The 22,330-nt window shown below is 43.0% G+C and carries 24 protein-coding genes and 7 tRNA genes; 26 read left to right on the top strand and 5 right to left on the bottom strand.

Annotation, left to right across the window (positions count from 1 at the left end; all coding sequences use genetic code 11):
• Window positions 1-100 precede the first annotated feature (100 nt).
• The 6 genes from DMO16_RS01760 to DMO16_RS01785 all read left to right on the top strand — a co-directional run bounded on the left by DMO16_RS01760 (window position 101) and on the right by DMO16_RS01785 (window position 3,687).
• A complete protein-coding gene (locus DMO16_RS01760; RefSeq protein ID WP_164988834.1) occupies window positions 101-781 on the top strand; it encodes an HAD family hydrolase in 681 nt (226 codons plus the stop codon).
• A gap of 63 nt (window positions 782-844) precedes the next feature.
• Window positions 845-1,612, top strand: coding sequence for a metal ABC transporter ATP-binding protein (locus DMO16_RS01765; protein WP_061971121.1), 768 nt, complete (start codon window positions 845-847; stop codon window positions 1,610-1,612).
• A 15-nt stretch (window positions 1,613-1,627) separates the two neighbouring features.
• Window positions 1,628-2,479, top strand: a complete 852-nt coding sequence (locus DMO16_RS01770) for a metal ABC transporter permease (protein WP_129475000.1) — start codon at window positions 1,628-1,630, stop codon at window positions 2,477-2,479.
• A gap of 15 nt (window positions 2,480-2,494) precedes the next feature.
• Window positions 2,495-2,908: a Fur family transcriptional regulator gene (locus DMO16_RS01775; protein ID WP_061971117.1), complete on the top strand. Its 414-nt coding sequence runs from the start codon at window positions 2,495-2,497 to the stop codon at window positions 2,906-2,908.
• Window positions 2,909-2,968: 60 nt separating this feature from the next.
• On the top strand, window positions 2,969-3,181 hold the full coding sequence (locus DMO16_RS01780) for a DUF1540 domain-containing protein (protein ID WP_061971114.1): 213 nt from the start codon (window positions 2,969-2,971) through the stop codon (window positions 3,179-3,181).
• Between the two features lie 128 nt (window positions 3,182-3,309).
• A complete protein-coding gene (locus DMO16_RS01785; RefSeq protein WP_129475002.1) occupies window positions 3,310-3,687 on the top strand; it encodes a hypothetical protein in 378 nt (125 codons plus the stop codon).
• Between the two features lie 55 nt (window positions 3,688-3,742).
• Here DMO16_RS01785 and ispG read toward each other — a convergent pair whose 3' ends face one another.
• Complete coding sequence (gene ispG, locus DMO16_RS01790; RefSeq protein ID WP_090234370.1) at window positions 3,743-4,843, bottom strand: flavodoxin-dependent (E)-4-hydroxy-3-methylbut-2-enyl-diphosphate synthase; 1,101 nt, start codon at window positions 4,841-4,843, stop codon at window positions 3,743-3,745.
• Window positions 4,844-4,953: 110 nt separating this feature from the next.
• Window positions 4,954-5,277, bottom strand: a complete 324-nt coding sequence (locus DMO16_RS01795; protein ID WP_061971107.1) for a hypothetical protein — start codon at window positions 5,275-5,277, stop codon at window positions 4,954-4,956.
• Window positions 5,278-5,473: 196 nt separating this feature from the next.
• On the opposite strand from DMO16_RS01795, the gene DMO16_RS01800 reads away from it, so the two are divergent.
• Window positions 5,474-6,349 carry a DUF1002 domain-containing protein gene (locus tag DMO16_RS01800; RefSeq protein WP_129475004.1) on the top strand — a complete coding sequence of 292 codons (876 nt, stop codon included), beginning with the start codon at window positions 5,474-5,476 and terminating at the stop codon, window positions 6,347-6,349.
• 38 nt (window positions 6,350-6,387) lie between these two features.
• Here DMO16_RS01800 and DMO16_RS01805 read toward each other — a convergent pair whose 3' ends face one another.
• Window positions 6,388-7,155 (bottom strand): DUF1189 domain-containing protein, encoded by a 768-nt coding sequence (locus DMO16_RS01805; RefSeq protein WP_164988835.1) that lies wholly within the window; start codon window positions 7,153-7,155, stop codon window positions 6,388-6,390.
• 167 nt (window positions 7,156-7,322) lie between these two features.
• Between DMO16_RS01805 and DMO16_RS01810 the strand changes: the two genes are divergently transcribed.
• The 18 genes from DMO16_RS01810 (at window position 7,323) to phoU (ending at window position 20,504) form a co-directional block, all read left to right on the top strand.
• Entirely contained in the window at window positions 7,323-8,939 is a 1,617-nt protein-coding gene (locus tag DMO16_RS01810; RefSeq protein WP_347232823.1) for a Na/Pi cotransporter family protein, read from the top strand.
• 29 nt (window positions 8,940-8,968) lie between these two features.
• Window positions 8,969-9,451 (top strand): DUF456 domain-containing protein, encoded by a 483-nt coding sequence (locus tag DMO16_RS01815; RefSeq protein WP_129475010.1) that lies wholly within the window; start codon window positions 8,969-8,971, stop codon window positions 9,449-9,451.
• Window positions 9,452-9,598: 147 nt separating this feature from the next.
• Window positions 9,599-9,673 (top strand) — tRNA-Asn (locus DMO16_RS01820).
• Window positions 9,674-9,678: 5 nt separating this feature from the next.
• Window positions 9,679-9,755, top strand: a tRNA-Met gene (locus DMO16_RS01825).
• A 16-nt stretch (window positions 9,756-9,771) separates the two neighbouring features.
• A tRNA-His gene (locus DMO16_RS01830) sits at window positions 9,772-9,847 on the top strand.
• A gap of 38 nt (window positions 9,848-9,885) precedes the next feature.
• A tRNA-Ile gene (locus DMO16_RS01835) sits at window positions 9,886-9,962 on the top strand.
• 13 nt (window positions 9,963-9,975) lie between these two features.
• A tRNA-Ser gene (locus DMO16_RS01840) sits at window positions 9,976-10,068 on the top strand.
• Between the two features lie 171 nt (window positions 10,069-10,239).
• Window positions 10,240-10,316: transfer RNA gene (locus tag DMO16_RS01845), tRNA-Met, on the top strand.
• Between the two features lie 4 nt (window positions 10,317-10,320).
• A tRNA-Phe gene (locus tag DMO16_RS01850) sits at window positions 10,321-10,396 on the top strand.
• Between the two features lie 522 nt (window positions 10,397-10,918).
• Entirely contained in the window at window positions 10,919-11,530 is a 612-nt protein-coding gene (locus tag DMO16_RS01855) for a superoxide dismutase (protein ID WP_129475012.1), read from the top strand.
• A gap of 144 nt (window positions 11,531-11,674) precedes the next feature.
• On the top strand, window positions 11,675-12,952 hold the full coding sequence (locus tag DMO16_RS01860) for an MFS transporter (RefSeq protein ID WP_206738041.1): 1,278 nt from the start codon (window positions 11,675-11,677) through the stop codon (window positions 12,950-12,952).
• Window positions 12,953-13,063: 111 nt separating this feature from the next.
• Window positions 13,064-15,079 carry a peptidoglycan D,D-transpeptidase FtsI family protein gene (locus DMO16_RS01865; RefSeq protein WP_061971089.1) on the top strand — a complete coding sequence of 672 codons (2,016 nt, stop codon included), beginning with the start codon at window positions 13,064-13,066 and terminating at the stop codon, window positions 15,077-15,079.
• Between the two features lie 270 nt (window positions 15,080-15,349).
• The gene (locus tag DMO16_RS01870; RefSeq protein ID WP_129475014.1) at window positions 15,350-16,258 is read left to right on the top strand and encodes a phosphate ABC transporter substrate-binding protein; all 909 of its coding nucleotides are present in this window, start codon (window positions 15,350-15,352) and stop codon (window positions 16,256-16,258) included.
• A 107-nt stretch (window positions 16,259-16,365) separates the two neighbouring features.
• Window positions 16,366-17,280, top strand: a complete 915-nt coding sequence (gene pstC, locus DMO16_RS01875) for a phosphate ABC transporter permease subunit PstC (protein WP_240482305.1) — start codon at window positions 16,366-16,368, stop codon at window positions 17,278-17,280.
• Complete coding sequence (gene pstA / locus DMO16_RS01880; RefSeq protein ID WP_129475016.1) at window positions 17,280-18,167, top strand: phosphate ABC transporter permease PstA; 888 nt, start codon at window positions 17,280-17,282, stop codon at window positions 18,165-18,167. Before pstC ends, pstA begins: the two co-directional genes overlap by 1 nt.
• A gap of 96 nt (window positions 18,168-18,263) precedes the next feature.
• Window positions 18,264-19,022: a phosphate ABC transporter ATP-binding protein PstB gene (gene pstB / locus DMO16_RS01885; RefSeq protein ID WP_241840646.1), complete on the top strand. Its 759-nt coding sequence runs from the start codon at window positions 18,264-18,266 to the stop codon at window positions 19,020-19,022.
• A gap of 11 nt (window positions 19,023-19,033) precedes the next feature.
• The gene (pstB, locus tag DMO16_RS01890; protein ID WP_241840416.1) at window positions 19,034-19,822 is read left to right on the top strand and encodes a phosphate ABC transporter ATP-binding protein PstB; all 789 of its coding nucleotides are present in this window, start codon (window positions 19,034-19,036) and stop codon (window positions 19,820-19,822) included.
• A 22-nt stretch (window positions 19,823-19,844) separates the two neighbouring features.
• Window positions 19,845-20,504: a phosphate signaling complex protein PhoU gene (phoU, locus tag DMO16_RS01895; RefSeq protein WP_129475020.1), complete on the top strand. Its 660-nt coding sequence runs from the start codon at window positions 19,845-19,847 to the stop codon at window positions 20,502-20,504.
• A 56-nt stretch (window positions 20,505-20,560) separates the two neighbouring features.
• On the opposite strand, the gene DMO16_RS01900 is transcribed toward phoU, so the two are convergent.
• Entirely contained in the window at window positions 20,561-21,031 is a 471-nt protein-coding gene (locus DMO16_RS01900; RefSeq protein WP_129475022.1) for a hypothetical protein, read from the bottom strand.
• Between the two features lie 18 nt (window positions 21,032-21,049).
• Window positions 21,050-21,247 carry a hypothetical protein gene (locus DMO16_RS01905; protein ID WP_061971073.1) on the bottom strand — a complete coding sequence of 66 codons (198 nt, stop codon included), beginning with the start codon at window positions 21,245-21,247 and terminating at the stop codon, window positions 21,050-21,052.
• A 394-nt stretch (window positions 21,248-21,641) separates the two neighbouring features.
• On the opposite strand from DMO16_RS01905, the gene DMO16_RS01910 reads away from it, so the two are divergent.
• Window positions 21,642-22,328, top strand: a complete 687-nt coding sequence (locus DMO16_RS01910; protein WP_129475024.1) for a DUF4912 domain-containing protein — start codon at window positions 21,642-21,644, stop codon at window positions 22,326-22,328.
• Window positions 22,329-22,330: the final 2 nt, after the last annotated feature.

Consider the following 22,330-nt stretch of genomic DNA (forward strand, 5'->3'; position numbering starts at 1 on the left):
TCGCAGGCTGCCAATTAAAAATTATAACGCACCGCTAATCTTTTGACTACTTCTTCTTTTGAGAATGAGATTGGTTTTGAGCGAAAAAAGGATGATACATATGAACTATAAAGCAGTTTGTTTTGATATGGATGGAGTATTGGTAAATACAATGGACGATCATGCTTTGGCTTGGCACCACGCGTTCCGCGAACAGGGGCATGTAGTCAAAGCGGCCGATTTTTACGAGTTGGAAGGTATGCCAGGCATGCAGACTATTCTTCATGTGAACCGTATTTACGGACTGCAGCTTCCTTTGGAACAGCAGGAGGCGATCTACCGCAACAAGCGGGCCCACTTTGTGAAGCATTCCAAGTATGGGTTTTATCAACACACCTTACAGGCTCTTAAAGGTTTATCCCAATCCGGAATTCCAATCGGTTTGGCCACGGGCAGCCGGAAGGAATTTGTGAACGAGGTACTGGAAAGGCTTGAGGAGATGGGTATAACATTTGATGCGGTGATTACAGGTGATGATGTGGAAAAGGGAAAGCCTTCACCTGAACCTTACGAAAAGGTCTTTGCGCAATTTTCATACCGTCCAAATGAATGGATCGTGGTTGAAAATGCACCGCTTGGCATCCAGGCAGCTGTGGCTTCAGGAGCATTCGTTCTGGCTCTTTTAACTACACTGCCTGAAGAGAAGCTGATTTTGGCGAATGACATTTTGAAGCATCATCAAGAACTTAAAGAGTACTTATTGAGTGAAGTTGGTGTGCAGGCGAGGGATTTTACAAAATAGAGGGATTCTTGTATACTTTACAGGAATATAAATCGTAATCGTTACTATTGCTTGGAGGCGCTTATGTCAAAACACGATAATACGGCTGCCGTGAAAATCGAGAATTTATCTTTTCATTACGGAGACAGGTATGTTCTTGATCGCATAAATTTTGAAATACCGAATGGTGCTTTTATCGGGCTTGTCGGTCCAAATGGCTCCGGAAAATCCACCCTGATTAAATGCATTCTGGGTTTGCTGAAGCCCCAATCCGGAAGGGTATCCTTTTTTGGTATTCCTCTCGGTCGATTTAAAAATTGGGAAGAAGTTGGGTATGTTTCCCAAAAAGCGAACAGTTTTAACACGGCTTTTCCAGCAACCGTATATGAAGTGGTGTCAATGGGGTTGTTCGGTAAGGTCGGGCTTTTTCGTTTTTTAACGAAAAAACACAAACAAAAAATAATGGGGGCCATTGAAACGGTGGGTATGACCGAATTCACTCACCGGAATATCGGTGAACTTTCTGGCGGCCAACAGCAGAGAGTATTTATCGCAAGAGCCCTGGTCAGTGATCCAAGGCTGCTCATTCTTGATGAACCGACAGTAGGAGTGGATGCCGCATCTGTATCCAACTTCTATCAGATGCTTAAGAGCCTCAACGAAGAAAAAGGACTGACATTATTGCTCGTCACCCACGATGTCGGTGTAATGTCCGACTATGTAACCCATGTTGCCTGTTTAAATAATCAGTTGCATTTTCATGGGGATACAAAAGAATTCAAAGAAATCTCAAAAGAGGGTTTCTCTCAGATGTATGGGCATCATGTCCATGTACTGGAACATCTTCATTAACCGGAGGAAGTTTGGATGTCATTTCCGTTTTTTCATTATGAGTTTTTACAAAACGCGTTTTTAACCGGCATCATGATCGGCCTTTTGGCCCCGGTTCTTGGCGTGTTTATCGTTGTCAGAAGACAGTCCCTGATCGCCGACGCACTCTCGCACATTACGCTGGCCGGCATCGCAGCCAATTTGATGCTGGGCCGGAGCCCTGGGTTTTTCCAGGGGTTGAACCCGTTATATATGGGGATGGTTTTTTCAGTAGGTGGAGCAATTGGAATCGAGCAGCTCCGGAAGGTTTATAAGCATTATGAAGAGCTGGCGATTCCTATCATCATGTCTGCAGGTATTGGACTCAGCGTCATTTTTATTTCATTGGCGAACGGCTTTAATACGGACTTATTTAATTATCTTTTTGGAAGTGTGCTGGCTGTGAAACAATCGGATGTTTGGACCGTTTTTTTCATCCTTTTGCTCGTGTTTGCTTTTGTCCTGTTTTTGTACAAGGAACTTTTTGTGCTTTCTTTTGACGAAGAACAGGCAGCTGTTTCAGGAATTAAAGGAAAGTGGATTCAATTTTTGTTTATTATCATGGTAGCCTTGGTCATCGCATCCTCCATGAAGATTGTTGGAATACTTCTGGTTTCCGCACTGATGACGCTTCCGGTTGCGGCAAGTCTGCGCATTGCCAATGGATTTAAGCAGACCTTTGTTCTTTCTGTTATTTTTGGTGAGACAGCCGTGATCCTTGGCTTGATATCTTCGTACTACTTGAACCTGGCTCCCGGCGGAACCATTGTTATGATCTCTGTGTTGATATTACTGCTTTCTCTTGCCTGGAAAAAATGGAGAGCCAGAAAACCGATATTGAGTGAATAGTGGAGGTGGAAAAATTTGGACGTTTTAACCGCGATGGATTTATTAAAAAAGAAGGGCTTTAAATACACCGACAAACGCAGGGATTTGCTGCAATTATTTTCGGATGAAAAACGATATCTAAGTGCAAAAGAGGTTCAGGATGCCTTAAAGGAAAATTATCCAGGACTTAGCTTTGATACCATTTACAGGAATCTCTCCACTTTTTCCGAGCTCGATATTCTTGAGGAGACTGAGCTCGAAGGAGAAAAGAAGTTCCGCTTTACGTGTCCGACCAAGGAGCATCATCATCATCTCATCTGTCTGAAATGCGGAAAAACAAAAGAGGTCAATGCGTGTCCCATGGAAAATGTAGCAACGGATTTGTCCGACTTTCAGGTAACGGGCCATAAGTTCGAAATTTACGGTGTCTGCCAAGTGTGTGTGAATTGAAATGGCCGGTATGATGATTCTCCAAATGGCGCATCCTAGCTGTAAAAGGAGGAGAGTCATTTGCCAACCGTAAAATGTAATGTAGCAAATTGTACCTATTGGGGAGAAGGCAATAATTGTGTTGCCGATGCCATCCTTGTAGAAATCGATAAGCATGCCAATAAAGACTACAAAATGGAAGCAAGCGGAGAGCTGATCGGAGATGCCAGGCATAAAGACAGCGCGGATAAATCTGCTGAAACATGCTGCCATACGTTTAAACAAAAGCAGTAATAAAAAGAGGAGCGCACGCGCGCTCCTTTTTATTTTGGACCTTTTAAATTTCATAATTATTAACAACTATATTTCAACGGGATCAAGACATACTAAAAACGCTCCAATTCAGAAAGAGAGGGATTAGTATGGCAGAAAATAATGAATCGGAACCGGTTAACCGTGATCCGGATTACAGAGAGGAAATGGCTGCAGATGTTGTGCCCATCACAAGTGGTACAGCACTGCCGGAATACGAGCGTCCGCGAGACGACTCAGAGATTCATGAAAGGCGAAAAGGACAGGAAGCCAGGGAGGATGCAGGCCAAACCGGAAGGGTCATTGGCATGTTTTCGGTTATTCTCTCTGTCCTGTCATTGTTTATTCTTCCCGTGCTTTTTGGCGCCGCCGGTATTATCGGAGGATTTGTTGCTGTAAAGCGCGGAGCTGCCACTTCCGGTTACTGGGCGATCGGAATTGGAATTGCTTCTATCGTAATCAGTTTGCTGTTTGCACCTTTCTTTTAGAAACAATCTGTGGAGCACATAAAAAACCCCTGCCAGCATGGCAGGGGTTTTCCATTTATACAAGTTCAGCTTGCTGTTTGGCATGATATTCTTCAGCCAGCTTGTCTATTTCTTTTTTAAGCTCATCAAGCAATTGATCTTCAGGGATCTTGCGTACGATTTCGCCATGGCGGAAAAGCAGCCCTTCGCCTCTGGCACCGGCAATTCCGATGTCAGCTTCACGGGCCTCGCCAGGTCCGTTTACGGCACATCCGAGCACCGCTACTTTAATTGGAGCACGCACTTTGGAAATGTATTCTTCCACTTCATTGGCAATAGAAATCAGATCAATTTCAATCCTTCCGCATGTCGGGCAGGAGATCAGTGTAGCAGCATCAGAAAGCAATCCAAAGGATTTGAGAAGTTCTCTTGCTACTTTTACTTCTTCTACCGGGTCGGCACTAAGCGAAACACGAAGTGTATTTCCGATGCCTTTGTTTAAAATAACGGCCAGTCCGGCAGCACTTTTTACAGTTCCGGCAAATAGTGTTCCGGATTCGGTAATACCGAGATGAAGCGGGTAGTCAAAGGCCTGTGCAGCTTTTTCGTACGCTTCAATGGCAAGATTGATATCGGATGCTTTCATGGAAACAATGATGTCGTGAAAGTCCAGATCCTCAAGGATTTTAATATGGTCAAGGGCGCTTTCGACCATTCCCTCCGCTGTTGGATATCCGTATTTTTCAAGATATTTTTTTTCAAGAGAACCAGCGTTTACACCTATTCGAATTGGAATGCCTTTGGCTTTTGCTGCTTTAACGACAGCCTCCACTTTTTCCCGGCGTCCAATGTTTCCCGGATTGATTCTGATTTTATCTGCTCCGCCTTCAATGGCTTTTAGAGCCAGTTTGTAGTCGAAATGGATATCAACCACAAGAGGGATGGAGATTTGTTTCTTTATATCAGCAATAGCCTCTGCTGCACGCATGTCAGGACAGGCGACACGCACAATTTGGCAGCCTGCCTCTTCCAGGCGTTTGATTTCAGCAACAGTTGCTTCCACATCATGAGTCTTCGTTGTTGTCATACTTTGAACAATAACCTGATTGTTTCCGCCAATGGTTAAAGGGCCGACTTTCACAGGTCTTGTTTTTGAACGATGCGTAATTTCACTCATAGGTGAACCGCTCCTTTAATCTCTATTTATTCATAACAACAGATTTTTTCCATCTGTACAATAGTCTATTTTAGCAAGGTTGTCTTTAGTTTGGCAAGGAAACGAGTCCTTTAATTCTTTTTATATACCGGAAAATTATAGCTTTTGCCCACCTGGATACTTTCCGGACGTATTCCGTGATTCAAACGCTGAAAGTCCTTTGCCAGGTCGGGGATCGGTTTGGAAAGGGAGGATGGATTCAGTCTTTCAATCACTGACAGTACTGTATCTCCGGAAGAAATTTTGACCTTTTGATAAGGTGTGCTATTTTGGATACTAATTGCGGCAACAGGAGCAGCCTTTTGATTGTACGGCTGAAGGGTACCAACCTTTAGATCATAGGCAATCGTATAAACGACAACAAGGGTGAGGCAAATGTATATAAACTTTTTCATAAGCTTGTCCTCCTTTATTTAGGACATGTATATGTACGAGCGATCAATTTATTCCTTTTTTATCGCTGTTGAAGCTTCAAGGATAAGTTTGCGGGGAGAAAGATGTGTGGTGTAAAATGGGAGATGTATCTTAAAAAGAGAGAGAAAGATACATGGGTACAGATGGGAAAAACAAATTATGAGGTGGAGTATAAACATGAATCGGAATGTAAAATGGTTAATTCCAATGCTGCTTGCACTTGTTTTTATGGTTCCTTTAAAAGCATTTGCTGACGCAGCTCCCGGTGATGTCATCGTTACATTGGGGGAAGATTTGACTCCGGATCAAAAAACAAAAATTTTGAATGAAATGGGCGTATCCTCAGATGTGGATACTGTTACCGTAACGAACGAGGAGGAACATCAATATCTCGGTAAATATGTTTCAAAGGCCCAGTTGGGCACCCGGGCGATTTCATCTTCAAAAGTTACCCTGGCAGAAAAGGGGAAAGGGCTTCATGTTGAAGCTAAAAACATCAATTGGGTAACAGACAGCATGATTGTGAATGCTCTTGTTACCGCGGGTGTTAAAGACGCCGACATTTATGTGACCGCCCCATTTGAGGTATCGGGTACAGCCGCCCTTACAGGAATTTTAAAAGCATATGAACAAAAAGCAGATGTAAACATTCCCGAAGAAAAAAAGCAGGTAGCCAATGAGGAAGTGGTTAAAACCGCTCAGCTTGGTGACCGTATTGGAACAAAAGAAGCGACTCAGCTGATTACCGAAATCAAGCAAGAGCTTGCGGATCATCCGGTAAAGAGCGAGGATGAACTCCGTGATTTGATCAAACGCGTAGCTGAACGACTGGGAATCACACTGACAGATGATGAATTAAACAGCTTGGTTTCCCTTTTTAATAAAATGAAGGATTTGAACATTAACTGGGATAGCGTTCAAGACCAGCTGCATAACGTCAGAGATAATCTTGATGGTTTTCTCAATAAAGAAGAAACACAATCGTTTCTTCAAAAATTCATTGATTTCATTATTTCCATCATAGATGGCATAAAAGGTCTTTTCCAAAAGTAAAAGGCCATACGAAAAGGAGCCGAAACCGGCTCCTCTTTTTATGCTTGTGGATCAGGTGTTTCTTTAATGGAAAGATGTAGGAAGAGGGAAGCCACTGCCCAATAAATGATAAAAGAGAAGGGCACCTCGGTATGTAAAAGCTTCATGACCGCAAAGAAAACCGTAGGCAGGGTAACGGAATAGGCGGACATGACCCACAATCTTCTGTAATTAAGGCTTCGGCGGCTGATGTTCTGCAAAACAAGGCCGATGACGGCGAGGACAGTTACGCCAATAAACTTCATGGCTACAGTAAAGAGGTAAATGAACAAAAAAATCAATGGAAGCAAAATAGGAAGCAAATCCGAAAGTTTATTGATCCAGGAACTCACATCCTGTTTGGTCAGTGTCATATCGCCAAGCGTCTGATACGGAAAGGCTTGGGTTTCACCACCCGATGTAATGATCGCCTTGTTCTTTAACATGGCAATGACATCATTGTACTTATTAAGGTCGCTTTCCTTTACGGCTCCCGTGGTATCAAAGATAAAGGTTTGATTGTCATCGGTTTGAATGACGGGCTTTTTGAGCTGTGAAGAAAGCTTTCCATCCTTTAACGTGAAATCAGGTATATCGGACTTCATGGATTGCTCAAATTCCTCGGTGCCTGATTTAAAGGCCATGGAAAATGTAATTCCAAAGGGAATGGAAGTGAGAAAAATAAGAAAAAATATGTATCCGATTGCTTTTCCAACCCCTTGAAAGCGTAGACGCGCCACAGTCTGCGGGGAATACAGACTCTTAATAAAATGATTGACAATTCTCATGTAACTCCTCATTTCCTAAATGGTCTCTATTAATTTTAGCGAATAATGAGAAAACAAACAATGTGCAGCCATTGGTTTGTTAAGGTTTTCGGAAGCATCTTTACAGAACATTTATAAAACTAGATAATATCAGAAGGATGATTAGTAAAAAGGGGTTGTCAAATACATTGAGTGTTCAGGATATGCTGTTTCAGTTTTTGGGCGGACTCGGCCTTTTTCTTTTTGGAATCAAATATTTGGGCGAAGGGCTTCAGAATTCTGCCGGAGACCGGCTACGAAACATTCTTGACAGTTTAACAACAAATCCATATACAGGGGTTCTCACTGGTCTGTTTTTTACGATATTAATTCAGTCCAGCTCCGCCACCACTGTAATGACTGTCGGACTTGTTAATGCACGCATGCTTACATTGAGACAGGCAGTGGGAATCATTATGGGAGCTAATATAGGCACAACTTTTACCACTTTTATTATTGGCTTTGATGCTGCAGCCTACGGTTTGCCTTTGCTCGCAGTGGGTGGATTCTTTGTTTTCTTTATTCGCAGCTATAAATATATTTCCATTGGACGAATTCTTTTTGGACTTGGCGCACTGTTCTTTGGAATACAGTTGAAGGCATCGGGAATTGAGCCGCTGCAAGTCCTAGATTTTAAAAATTTAAATGACCATCTTAATGACCAGCCCTTTTTGGGGATAGCCATTGGGACACTAGCTACTATGTTTATGCAATCCTCCAGTGCAACTGTAGGAATTCTTCAACAAATGTTTTCCATGGATTGGATTCATCTGAACGGTGCCCTTGCTGTATTGTTTGGTGAAAACATTGGAACAACCATCACCGCAGTAATTGCAGCCATCGGAGCTTCTCAGAATGCCAAGCGTGCGGCGCTCGTTCATGTGCTTTTTAATGTAATCGGCACCGTCATTTTTTTCATTTTCTTTATCCCCTACAAAAGCATTATTGAATGGTTCGCACGCACGATGAATTTACAGCCGGCGATGGAAATCGCATTTGCACACGGCTTTTTTAATGTCGCAAGCGTCATAATTTTGTTTCCGTTCATTTCATTGTTGGTTTATGCTGTTACCCGTTTGATCAGGGATGATGAATGGACCGTTGATACCCAAACGGTGAAGCTGGATGAAAAAGTGATTAACAGTTCAGCTGAATTTGCCTTGCATCAGGCGAGACAGGAATTGCTGAAAATGGCGGCCTATTCCCGGGATGGCCTTAGACTGGCGTTGCTTTTTTTTCAAACACGAAAAAACCGTTATGCTGACACTGCCATGCAGTATGAAGAGGAAATTAACCGGTTTGACCGACAAATCACAAAATTTCTCGTAAAATTATCGATTCATTCTCTTTCAAAAAACGAATCAACTGAGCATACGATGCTGCTCAACCTCTGCAAGGATATCGAACGAGTGGGGGACCATATGAAAAATATGATTGATCTGGTCTGTTTTATGGCTAGAAACAATATTAAGCTTTCAGAGGTCACTTCCAGGGATTTTGAGAATATGATGATTCTTACCCAGTCGTGTCTGGAAAAGGCCATTAAGGCGCTTGAGACCAATAATAAGTTCATGGCTGAAGAGGTACTGTCCATTGAAGATGATATTGATGAAATGGAAAGAACGTTGAGAAAGAAGCATATTCAGGATATCAACAATAATTTGAGCACCGGCCAGGAAAGTGTTGTCTATGTTGATTTCATCAGCAATCTCGAACGGATCGGTGATCATTCCGTCAATATTGCTGAAGCTGTTCTTGAGCGATAAAAAATGCGAGGATAGTTGGAGGTGAAACGTTGGATTATTTATATTGGACGCTGATCATCTTGTCTTTTCTGTTGGCCTTTGCAGGCTTAATCTATCCGATTTTGCCAGGCGCACTGTTTCTTGTACTGGGGTTTGTTTTGTATGGCTTGTTTTATTCCTTTCACTCATACACGATCTTTTTTATCGTTGTGCAGTCCGTTCTGCTGGCGAGTTTGTTTGTTGTGGATTATGTCAGCAATTTATATGGAGTCAAAAGGCGGGGAGGTTCGAAAGCGGCAATATGGGGGAGTACCATCGGCCTGCTTGTCGGTCCGTTTGTCATTCCGGTGGCCGGTATTATTGCCGGTCCATTTATCGGGGCGTTTCTGGCTGAACTCGTTATTGGACGCAAATCTCCCATGGATGCCTTCAGAGTCGGTGTAGGCTCGGTCCTTGGCTTTTTGGGAGGGACGGTAGTTAAGATCGTCATTCAATTGATTATGATTGGATACTTTTTGTATGTGGTTTTATAAAAAAGTGCTTGCTAAGCGGATGGGAACATGCTATATTTATATCTGTCTTCTCGACAACGGCCAACCAAGGCTGTTGAAAAAAGAGTTGACTTACATAATGGAAAAATGATATAGTAATTCTTGTCCCTTAGAGGACAACATAATTGTTCCACAGTAGCTCAGTGGTAGAGCTATCGGCTGTTAACCGATCGGTCGTAGGTTCGAGTCCTACCTGTGGAGCCAACTATGGCGGTGTAGCTCAGCTGGCTAGAGCGTACGGTTCATACCCGTGAGGTCGGGGGTTCGATCCCCTCCGCCGCTACCATATTTTTTAGGCGATGGCGATCGTGGCGAAGTGGTTAACGCACCGGATTGTGGTTCCGGCATTCGTGGGTTCGATTCCCATCGGTCGCCCCATTATACTTACATATATGATATACTAAATAAAACCACATGGACCCTTAGCTCAGTTGGTCAGAGCGGTCGGCTCATAACCGATTGGTCGTAGGTTCGAGTCCTACAGGGTCCACCACATACAATCATACGGAGGTATACCCAAGTCTGGCTGAAGGGATCGGTCTTGAAAACCGACAGGGGCTTAGCGGCTCGCGGGGGTTCGAATCCCTCTACCTCCTCCATTTACTTTGTAAAGAGGAATAACATTCGTAACATATCATCGCGGGGTGGAGCAAGCCTACGACGGTGAATCAGCACCAATGATGGCTTGTCTCGACGGATACACTTCAAGAAACAGCGTGTAGAGGAAGAGACAACAAACTCGGACTCATCGTCCAAAACCTTAATATCATCGCGGGGTGGAGCAGTCTGGTAGCTCGTTGGGCTCATAACCCAAAGGTCGCAGGTTCAAATCCTGTCCCCGCAACCAAAGTGGCTCGATAGCTCAGTCGGTAGAGCAGAGGACTGAAAATCCTCGTGTCGGCGGTTCGATTCCGTCTCGAGCCACCATTTCTATACATACGTAACCTTTGCCGTTTTGGCAAAGGTTTTTTGTTTACAACATTTCAAAATAAATGCGTCGAATATGCTGATTAGTGTCGACATATACGGTTTGAGAGTAAAAGGGGCTATTTTGAGAATAAATCGGTTCATTTTGAGAATAAACACAGGAGTTTTGAGAATAATTAAATATCATCCGCTAATGTATGGACATTTAAGACAAAATTTCATTCCAAAAGGGAGAGGTCTGTTACTCTCCAGTCGAAGATTAACAAAAAAAATTGCAAAACTGTGCATTTTGCAGGGAATTTACCGCTTTTTAATCCATTTCAATGAAAACAAGGCATAGCGCTCTATTCCCTCGTAAAAAATAAGCTTCTTCCAATAAGGGTTTATCGTTGAAAGATAAGGGTAAATCTGATAATGTATGTGTTGTGCTACTTATTAAACATTCTTGTTGACTAAGTTTTCAATTTGGGGTTTCCCAAAATGAAATAAAAAATGAACTACATATCAAGGAGGAGATGTATCATGGCAAAGTTTGAACTGCCTGCTTTACCTTACGCCGCAAACGCACTTGAACCACACATTGATGAGGATACGATGAATATCCACCATGACCGTCATCACAAGACATATGTTGACAACTTGAACGCAGCTCTTGAAGGCCAATCCGAGTTTGAAAGCAAAAACTTGGTTGACATTCTGAAAAACCTTGATTCTCTGCCAGAAAACATTCGCACGGCTGTACGCAATAACGGCGGCGGGCATGCGAACCACAGTTTGTTCTGGGAAATCCTTAAACCAGGCGGATCCAATGAGCCAACTGGTGAAGTGGCTGATGCCATCAACAACAAATTTGGAAGCCTTGAAGCTTTCAAAGAGCAGTTCGCGAACGCTGCAAAAGGCCGTTTCGGATCTGGCTGGGCATGGCTTGTTGTAAATAACGGTGAGTTGGAAGTAACAAGCACTCCCAACCAGGACAACCCTGTAATGGAAGGCAAAACACCAATTCTTGGACTTGATGTTTGGGAGCACGCTTATTACCTTAAGTATCAAAACAAGCGTCCTGACTATATCAACGCATTCTGGAATGTTGTAAACTGGGATGAAGTTGAAAAACGCTACAACGAAGCAAAATAAGCAAGTATTTCAGGTGAAAGCCGGTTTCCTCAGGGGAGCCGGCTTTTGTTTTTATTGGAATTACAATAAAAACCAATTTTCCGATTGGCGAATAGCCCCTTATAAGTGGTGAAAACTACATGTGAATTGCAAAGGGGCGAGATTATGAAATTTAAATTGTTCGGAGATACAGACAGAACGAAGGAATTGCTTTTATTGCTTGTGATTGGCGGACTGTTCGCGCTGAGCACCGCTTTGTCCAATACATTCGTTAACATTTATTTGTGGAAACAGTCGGGAGAATTGAGAGACATTGCTCTATATAATTTATCCATTGTGTGCATTCAGCCTGTTGCTTTTTTTATTGCGGGGAGATTAACCAAAAAAATTGACAGGGTTATTGTACTTCGAATTGGTGTTACCATCCTGTCGCTGTTTTATTTGTTTGTGCTTTTTCTGGGAGAACAGGCAAGCGAGCGTCTTCTCTTGCTGGGAGGTCTTCTTGGTGCGGGCTCAGGGTTCTACTGGCTGGCTTTTAACGTGTTGACGTTTGAAGTGACTGAGCCGGACACGCGTGATTCCTTTAACGGTTATCTTGGTGTATTCAATTCGTTATCAGGTATGGTTGGACCTATAACCTCGGGATTCTTAATTTCCCAGCTGGATAAGTTTACTGGCTATCGCATTATTTTTACCGTCTCGTTGTTTTTGTTTTTTACAGCTGTAGTCATCAGCTTTTTCTTGAAGCGGCAAAAAGCCGAAGGGAAGTTTCATATATGGCAAATCCTTAAATCCCGGGCATACAATCGAAACTGGGCGCGAATCTTGTATGCCCATTTTTTTCAAGGGATTCGAGAAGGCACATTTATCTTTTTGATCGTCATCTGGGTTTATATTATTTCAGACAGTGAATTTGCGCTTGGCACGTTCGGTCTTGTTCAATCGGCAGTATCTTTTATCGGCTATTTTGTTGTATCCCGGTACATGAACAAGGAACGAAGGAAAAAATCCATCTTTGTTGGAGGGTTGATCCTGTTTCTTTCGCCGTTCTTGTTTTTAATGAATGTCACCTTTCCTCTTTTAATGTTTTATGGTGTTGTGATCTCGATCGCCTATCCTCTTCTTCTCGTGCCATATGTTTCTCTGACTTATGATGTGATCGGGAGATGTGACAATGCAGGGCCGATGAGAGTGGAGTATATTGTTGTGAGAGAACTTTTTTTAAATGCGGGACGAATCCTTTCGATTGTTATTCTGCTGATCACGATTCAGTTCTTTAATGGGGACTACAGCATTCCTCTATTGCTTCCAATCCTTGGAGCCGGGCATTTTGTCATTTACTTTTGTGTGCGGTCCATTCGATTTTCGACCCTTCCAAAATCAGACATTGTATCCAACTACTCACAGAACAATACAGATCGAGAAGACGGCAGCAGAGTGTGACATTTTTCTTTCCGAAACAGTGATTTACTGTTACTATTATTGTAGTAAATCAATTTGTGGAAAATGGAAATGAGCAGAAACTCTTTCCATACATAGGTAAGGGTGGAATGAATGACCAAAGAAACGAAGAAAAAGAATCATGTCCCTATACGTCTGAACGCCTTATTTCTTGCGGTGTTCTTTCTTTTCTCAATTTTAATTTTCCGTCTGGGGTATGTACAGATTGTCCAGGGGGAAGAGTATCAGCGCTCCGCGGATAAAAAGGAAAATGTAACCGCACGGCTGGATGCTCCGAGAGGGAAGATGATGGATACTGAAAACCGTGTAGCGGTGGATAATAAACCGGTATATTCCATTACGTATACACGTACACAAAAAACAAGTGCGGAAGACCGTGAAGCGATTGCCGAAAAGTTGGCTGGCTATATCAAAAAGGACACAAAAAATGTAACAGAGCGGGATAAAAAGGATTATTTTATCTTTCTGCATCAAAAGGAAGTAGAAAGCCGCATTTCGCCCGCTGAAAAGAAGCAATTGAATGATGATCAGTATTACAAGCTTATGCTTGACCGGATCACCAAAAAGGATCTTGATTCCTTTACTCCTCATCAAATTGAGGTACTGGCGATCAAGAGGGAAATGGACAGCGGATATGCCCTGACACCACAGCGTATTAAAATCGGTGCATCACAAAAGGAGATCGCCACAATCAGTGAGCATCTTTCCGATCTGCCCGGCATTGATATTAAGCCCGATGCCAAACGGGATTATCCATATGGTGATACGTTCAAAGCGTTGTTTGGACAGGTCAAACAAATCCCTTCCAGTAAAATGGATTTTTATTTATCACGAGGAAACGAACGAAATGATTTAGTCGGAACCAGTTTTCTTGAAGAGCAATACGAATCGTTGCTCAGAGGAAAAAAATCAAGTGTTAGATATGTAACCGATAAAGCAGGGAACCCGGTTGGCGAACCGGTAGAAGTAGAAGGTTCAAGGGGCAAGGACCTTACGCTAACCGTTAATATGGAGCTTCAGCAAAAAGTGGAAGACGTGATTGAAAAGGCCATGAAAAAAGCAAAATCCGGCGGATCTGCCTATGCCAACCGGGATCTTACGGAAGCTTATGTCGTTATGATGAATCCCGAAAATGGAGAGATTCTTTCCATGGCGGGAAAAAAATACGATACAAAAACCGGCCAATATAAAAACGCGCCATTCGGTACGGTGTATAACTCGTTTGAGATGGGTTCTGCCGTAAAAGGTGCGACAGTGCTCACTGGACTGCAGAAGGGAGCGATTACACCAGCCACGCATTTCTACGATGCTCCGCTCGTATTCGGTGACGGAAGGAAAATGAAATCTGCCCACTCAGGTCTTGGCAGCATCGGACCAGTGGAGGCACTCGAGGCTTCTTCCAACGTTTATATGTGGCATGTCGCAATGAAGCTTGCTGGCTATGATTATTCACATAAACGGTTTATTGACCATCACGTGGACGAGGCGTTCAGAGTACTGCGGGATTCATACAGCCAATTCGGTCTCGGCGTACCAACAGGAATTGATTTGCCTTCTGAAGCGACAGGCTATAACACAGGTATGAGCGATCAGCTTGCCCAGGCGATGTTCTTTGCCATCGGACAGTTTGATACGTATACACCGCTGCAGATGGCTCAGTATGTATCGACCATTGCCAACAATGGCTACCGAATGCAGCCGCATCTTTTAAAAGAAGTACGGGAACCTTCCACTCAGCCAGGAAAGCTTGGCAAATTGGATTACAAATTTGAACCCCATGTTATGAACAAAATTGAAATGAAACAAGAATACCTCGATGTGGTCCATCAGGGCTTCCGCCAGGTTATGGTGGGAAGCCATGGTACGGCGGCTGCGTATTTTAAAAACAAGAGTTATCAGCCGGCAGGAAAGACAGGTACCGCTCAGGTTGATGTTAAGTCGGGATTAAACAATAAAACCCTTGTTGGTTATGCACCGTATGACAACCCGGAAGTCTCTTTTGCGGTTGTGGTTCCAAAAGTCCGTGAAGGTTCAATCAACCTTGAGATCGGTTCAGGGGCACTTGATGCCTACTTTAAATTAAAAAAAGACGGAAATAAGACGAAATAACTAGCTGTTTGTAAAGAAAACGCGTCCTTTGGGCGCGTTTTTTTTGTGCATAAATAGTTTTTAGGCAGAAACACTAGTACAGATGTCGTGCTTTCTTTACAATCTCTTAACATTAGGTTCAAACAGCGTTAATAATGCTCGCTTATTGTAGTAGATGTGAAGTGATTAACCGATTGTTGGGGGTGGGCGATAGAGACAACGACAGTATAGAAATAGCAAAATCTCTATCAACAAAAAATCTTTTAAAACATTTTGGAGGGACCAAAGACAATGAAAAAAATGAAATCCGTTTATCTTTTGGCAGTAATGGCATTAATCCTGGTTGTTGCCACAGCATGTGGAAACAATAATAAAGACAACAGTGCGAATGGCGGCGGAGGGAAAAAAGCTTCCGGTTCAATCGTGGTTTCCGGTTCAAGTGCAATGCAGCCGCTTGTAGCAGCAGCAGCAGAACAATTCAAAGAAAAGAACCCTGATGCTGATATTCAAGTACAAGCCGGCGGAAGCGGAACAGGCTTAAGCCAGGTGTCAGAAGGCGCGGTTAAGATTGGTAACTCTGATGTTTTTGCTGAAGAGAAAGAAGGCATCCCAGCGGACAAGCTTAAAGATCACCAAATCGCAGTAGTTGGTATGTCTGCAGCTGTTAACCCTGAAGTAGGTATCAAGGATATTTCTAAAAAAGACCTTATCAAAGTATTCACTGGTGAAATCAAAAACTGGAAAGAACTTGGCGGAAAAGATCAAAAGATTGCATTGATTAACCGTCCCGATTCTTCCGGAACACGAGCTACTTTCGTTAAATATGCTCTTGATGGAAAAGAACCAGTCGAAGGTGCTGCAACAGAAGATTCATCAAACACAGTACAAAAATTGATCAAAGAAACACCTGGAGCTATCGGTTACCTTGCATTCTCTTACTTCACGGACAAAAGCGGTGTTACTCCACTTAGCATTGATGGTGTAAAACCGACAGACGAAAATGTTCAAAAAGGTAAATTCCCAATCTGGGCTTATGAGCATTCTTATACAAAAGGTGAGCCTAAAGGATTGGAAAAACAGTTCCTTGACTATATGATGAGCAACGATATCCAAAACAATCTTGTACCTGAGCAAGGATATATTCCTGCAAGCAAAATGGAAGTAAAACGTGATGCTGAAGGAAAAGTTACAAAAAAGTAACAGAGTGAACCATTAAGAAGCCTATTATCAGGGTAAGTGTCCAAACCATAATGGATATTTACCCTGTTAGGGCGTTTTGGGGAGGTACGAAAATGGATAACAAGACAATGACCATGGCAGCCAGCCAAAGGCTGTTAAAGAAATCAAACAAATCCGCACTACAAAAAGAGAAGCGGGGAAAATACCTGGTGTTGGCCAGTGCTCTATTGATTATTTCGGCGACCATTGCGATTACCATTTTTCTTGGGTCCAAAGGGTTGCAGGCATTTATCAGCAACGGCGTAAGTATATATGAATTTTTAACCAGCACGAAGTGGAATCCAACGGCAGAGAATCCATTGTATGGTGCAGTTCCGTTCATACTGGGATCTTTTGCAGTGACTATTCTTTCCGCTTTAATAGCGGCTCCGCTCGGTATTGGCGGTGCCATCTTCATGACCGAGATTGCTCCTTCTTGGGGAAAAAAGATTCTTCAGCCGGTTATCGAGCTGCTTGTTGGTATTCCATCTGTTGTTTATGGATTCATCGGCCTTTCTGTTCTTGTTCCGTTCCTTCGGGATACTGTTGGCGGACAAGGATTCAGCTTGCTCGCTGGGATGATCGTTCTCTCCATTATGATCTTGCCTACTGTAACGAGTATTGCAACAGACGCAATGAGCTCCCTTCCGAAAGGATTACGAGAATCCTCATATGCGATTGGGGCAACCCGTTGGCAAACGATCTGGAGAGTACTTATTCCGGCAGCTATGCCTACGCTATTAACAGCTATTGTACTCGGGATGGCACGGGCTTTCGGAGAAGCTCTTGCGGTTCAAATGGTTATCGGTAATGTTCGTTCATTGCCTTCAGCCATCACGGACCCTTCGGCTACATTGACGACCATTATTACACTGAATATGGGACACACGACATTTGGAAGTGTTGAAAACAATGTTCTTTGGTCACTTGCCCTGATTCTATTGGTCATGTCCTTTATCTTTATCCTGTTGATCCGTTATCTTTCTTCAAGGAGGCAGTTCTAATGAACAGTAAAGTTGCTGACCGTATTGCAACCACGATTTTTTACTTGATTGCAGCGACCATCGTCACCGTTCTGGTGGGACTGCTTGGCTATATCATTTTTCACGGATTTTCCAAACTTAATCTAGATTTTTTAACCTCACCGTCCAGCTCGTTCAGAGCAGGAGGGGGAATCGGCAACCAGCTATTTAACTCCTTCTATATCCTGTTTTTGACGATGGTGTTCACTGTACCTCTAGGTCTTGGAGGCGGTATTTACATGGCTGAATACGCGCGTCCCGGCAGGCTGACGAATGCCATCCGGACGTGTATCGAAGTGCTGGCTTCACTTCCATCTATTGTCATCGGTATGTTTGGTTTGCTTATGTTCGTTAATTTGACGGGCTGGGGCTATTCCATCCTCGGGGGTGCGCTTGCCCTTACTGTTTTCAATCTTCCGGTCATGGTACGTGTGTGTGAAGACGCATTGCGGACAGTGGCCAGAGATCAAAAAGAAGCAAGTCTTGCCCTTGGTATCACTCACTGGCACACCATTAAAACGGTTCTTTTACCGGCGGCATTTCCAAGCATTCTAACAGGAGCGATTCTTGCTTCCGGGCGTGTATTCGGAGAAGCAGCTGCATTGCTGTTTACAGCAGGATTAACAACACCTACTCTTGATTTTTCCAACTGGAATCCGTTTGATTCGACATCACCATTGAATATTTTCAGACCGGCCGAAACCCTTGCCGTCCATATTTGGGCTGTCAACACACAAGGGCTCATCCCGGATGTGCGAGAAGTGGCGGATGGCTCTTCAGCTGTGCTGATCATTTCTGTGCTGATATTTAACCTGCTTGCCCGCTGGATTGGCAGTGTCGTACACAAAAAGATAACAGCTTCTAAATAAATTTTAGAAATTAGGTGGGGTAACATGAAAACTGTGATGGAACCAAAACAAACAAATACACGTATTGCCGAACAGCCGCGATCAGAAAATACAGAGATGAAGCCGGCTGCTCTGGATGTAAAGCATTTAAATATTTATTACGGTGAGAACCATGCAGTAAAAGACGTTAGTTTTTCAATCGGAAAAAATGCGGTTACTGCATTGATCGGACCCTCAGGGTGCGGGAAATCCACATTTCTGCGCTCAATCAATCGGATGAATGATCTTATTCCGGGTGCTCGGAGCACAGGAGAGATCCAGTATGATGATGTTAACCTGATTGGTGATGACATCAATGTTGTGGCATTGCGAAAAGAAATTGGGATGGTGTTCCAAAAGCCAAATCCGTTTCCAAAGTCCATTTATAACAATATCGTTCATGCGCTAAAGTTTAACGGAATCCGTTCCAAGAAAAAGCTGGATGGAATTGTTGAAGAAAGTTTACGCAAAGCTGCATTGTGGGATGAGGTAAAAGACAGGCTGCACGAATCAGCGCTTTCTTTGTCGGGAGGACAGCAGCAGCGTTTGTGCATAGCCAGGACACTGGCCATGAAACCGAATATTCTGTTGCTCGATGAGCCTGCTTCTGCACTCGATCCGATTTCCAATGCCAAAATTGAAGACTTGATCATGGAACTGAAAAAAGAGTATACGATTGTCATCGTGACGCATAACATGCACCAGGCTTCACGTATATCGGATAAGACTGCGTTTTTCTTAAATGGTGTACTAGTGGAATTTGATAAGACCGATAAAATTTTCACCAATCCATCTAAAAAAGATACGGAAGATTACATTACCGGACGGTTCGGATAAGGGGGATGAAAATGGGACAAGCAACAGCTACACCACCAGTAACAGAAAAAGCGGTTTTTGATATCAAAAATTTGAATTTATGGTACGGCAAGAACCTTGCACTAAAAGATATTGACTTTACGATTTACAATAACGAAATTACAGCCATCATCGGACCTTCGGGATGTGGGAAATCTACGTTTATTAAAACGTTGAATTTGATGATTCAAAATATCCCCGGTGTAAGAATGTCCGGTGAAATTAACTATGAACAAACGAATCTGCTGAATGACAGGGTGGATCTGGTGGATTTGCGGAAAAAGGTGGGGATGGTTTTTCAAAAAGCCAACCCGTTTCCGAAATCCATTTACGAAAATGTGGCGTACGGGCCAAAAATCCATGGGATGAAGAAAAAAGGAAAATTGGACGAAATTGTAGAACGTTCATTAAGAGATGTATTCTTATGGGATGAAGTGAAGGATCGCCTGAATACATCTGCTTTGGGTCTGTCAGGGGGACAGCAGCAGCGTCTATGTATTGCGAGAGCCATCGCTACAAAGCCGGATGTCATTTTGATGGATGAGCCGACTTCGGCACTCGATCCCATTTCCACCATTAAAATAGAGGAACTGGCACTTGAACTGAAAAAAAATTATTCGATTGTCATGGTTACGCACAACATGCAGCAGGCAGCGCGTGTTTCCGACCGAACAGCCTTCTTCCTGATGGGTGAGTTGATCGAATATGATCAGACAGACAAGATCTTTTCGGCTCCTTCTGACAAGCGGACTGAAGATTATGTTACAGGGCGATTTGGATAAAAACTAGAGGAGTGACAAGCAGATGGTTGTACGGGAAAATTTTCAGCTTCAGTTGAACGAATTAAAGGCGATGCTTGTGGAAATCGGAGAACTCACTGAGCATGCATTAAAAGAATCCATTGAAGCTCTTAAAGAACAGGATGTAGACAAAGCACTTGAAGTGATTGAGAATGACCAGAGGATCAATCAGCTGGAGGATGAAATCAATGATGCAGCCATTCTGCTGATCGCCAAGCAGGCACCGGTTGCCTCTGATTTACGCAGGATCATTGCGGCAATAAAAATCTCTTCCGACGTGGAACGGATGGCTGATTTTGCAGTGAATATCGCTAAATCGACCATTCGTATCGGAGAAAAGCCGCTAATTAAGCCTTTGGTTGATCTCCCGCGGATGGCGGAAATTGCTATTGGCATGCTCACCGATTCCATTAAAGCGTATGTGGACGAAGATGTGGTATTGGCGAAGAATCTTGCTGATACAGATGATTCCGTTGATGAGCTCTACGGAAAAATCATCAGGGAGCTTTTGGAATTGATGACCAAGCATCCCGAATCTCTTGCCCAGATTACGCAGCTGTCGTTTGTGTGCCGTTATATCGAACGTACAGCGGACCATGCCACAAATATTGCCGAAAGCATTATTTTCCTTGTGAAAGGCAAGCGCTACGGTTTAAACGAATAGATGCAAAGAAGGGAGCCTGCACGCTGCAGGCTCCCTTTTTAAATGTTTTATAAATGTTATGTGATGGCATCGGCCAGTTTTTTAAAGTCCATGCTGCTGTTGACTTTAAATGTACCAAACCGGACTTGGCCTTCAAGCTTGTTTTTCCGCAAGTATTTCAGGAAAGACTTGCTGTCTTTAATGATATTTTCTTTTTCGAGAAAGTCACAAACCTCTCCAGTGCTCATACCTCTTGTAACATGAAGAGTCGCTTTAACAACCTTTGGCTTCTCTTGTTTTGCTTCTTCAGAGTTGTCCTGTTCTTTCGGAGCGGGAGCCGCTCCCACTCTGTTTTCCTTCAGACGCTGCAGTTCTTCGGTTGTAATAGCTGTCATACTTTTTGAATGTAAATATGTATTGACCGTGCTGTCGTTTAACTCCGCTTTTACTTCCTTTTCGGGAGGCGTTTGTGAATAGTATACGCCTGCGATCAATCCGGAAGATACAATCAATCCGGCAGCGAAACCTCGTAGTGTTGTATTTGTCATTCTCAAATCCCCAGTATTTTAGTATTTAGATTTATCTTGCGTTGGCATTGCGTCTTCAATGACCTTTAGCTTCTTTTTTAGCTGGTACATTTCTTTTAAAATCTGTATTGAAAAGTTCTCCAGCTGGACCTCCAGATTGTTTCCTTTATCTTTGCGATAAGAGATGGCAAGAAGAATCAGTCCTAAAGCCAACAAGGAAAAAATAATGATATTCATATAAAACCTCCTCAAGTTTAACCTGCCCCCTATTTTTTATACCATAGTATTCCGCTGAAATGTAGATATTTCGCCAAATCGTTAAACTTTTTGCGGTATTTCGACGAGAAATTCGACGGTATCTCCAGCATGCAGAGGAAAATGGGGCGTTTCTTGTAGAATTTTGTCAATTAAACCCTTGATTTCGTCGAATAAGGTGATTTTAAGCGGTTACAAAAAATTTACATTATTGATTTTCGCAGACAGGACAAGCAACCAACAAAATTCTACAAATTCTGTATATTGTGAAAGTAAATGCATAATGATACGATATTTTCAAATAAATCGGTAGGCTTTTAAAAGTATTTTAGTAGCAGTGGTAAGCCATTGGAGACAAAAAACCGGGGTGAAGAAAATGATTAATGAAATTGTCAAAATGAAGGAAAAAGGGCTGACCCTTCAGCAGATTGCCGACAGGATGAATCTCTCGATCGGCAAAGTCCAATATCGGTGGAACAAATACCGCCAGGAGGCTGGAAAAGCAATGGAGCCAAACAGTAAAAAGGGAAGCACCGTTCAGGAAAAGCCAGATGAACCGAGGGAAAATATTGTAGAACAGCCAAAGATTCATTGGATAATGCCGTATGAATTTGACGAAGATACTCTATTTGCAATGGTGCAGTCCCCCACGAGTATTTTTGTGTACTGGAGCATTTCAGCCATGAAGCGACAAATGGTAGAGCATCATTTCCGAACCAGCTGGAGCCGTCTTCCCAAAAAGATGAAAATCTACGATGTTACAGATATCATCTTCCAAGGACATAACTCTCATCGCAGCTTTGAAATTGACCTTCCGGAAATGACGAACAATTGGTTTTTGCAGCATTTGGGACCAGACCGCACGTATGTGGTTGATATTGGCACCCAAACATTCGATGGAAGCTTCTTTACCGTATTGAGATCAAATCCTGTTGAAACCCCGAGAGACGCTGCGAACGATCACCGTATGCAAAACGTGGTGAATTGGAAAAACGGCAATGCACATGAGCCGGAGTGGATGGAGAATTTCAGCAGCTATTCATACTATCAAAAAATCAGATAGGA

The sequence above is a fragment of the Fictibacillus sp. S7 genome (assembly GCF_004127935.1).
In the GTDB taxonomy this organism is placed as follows: domain Bacteria; phylum Bacillota; class Bacilli; order Bacillales; family Fictibacillaceae; genus Fictibacillus_C; species Fictibacillus_C enclensis.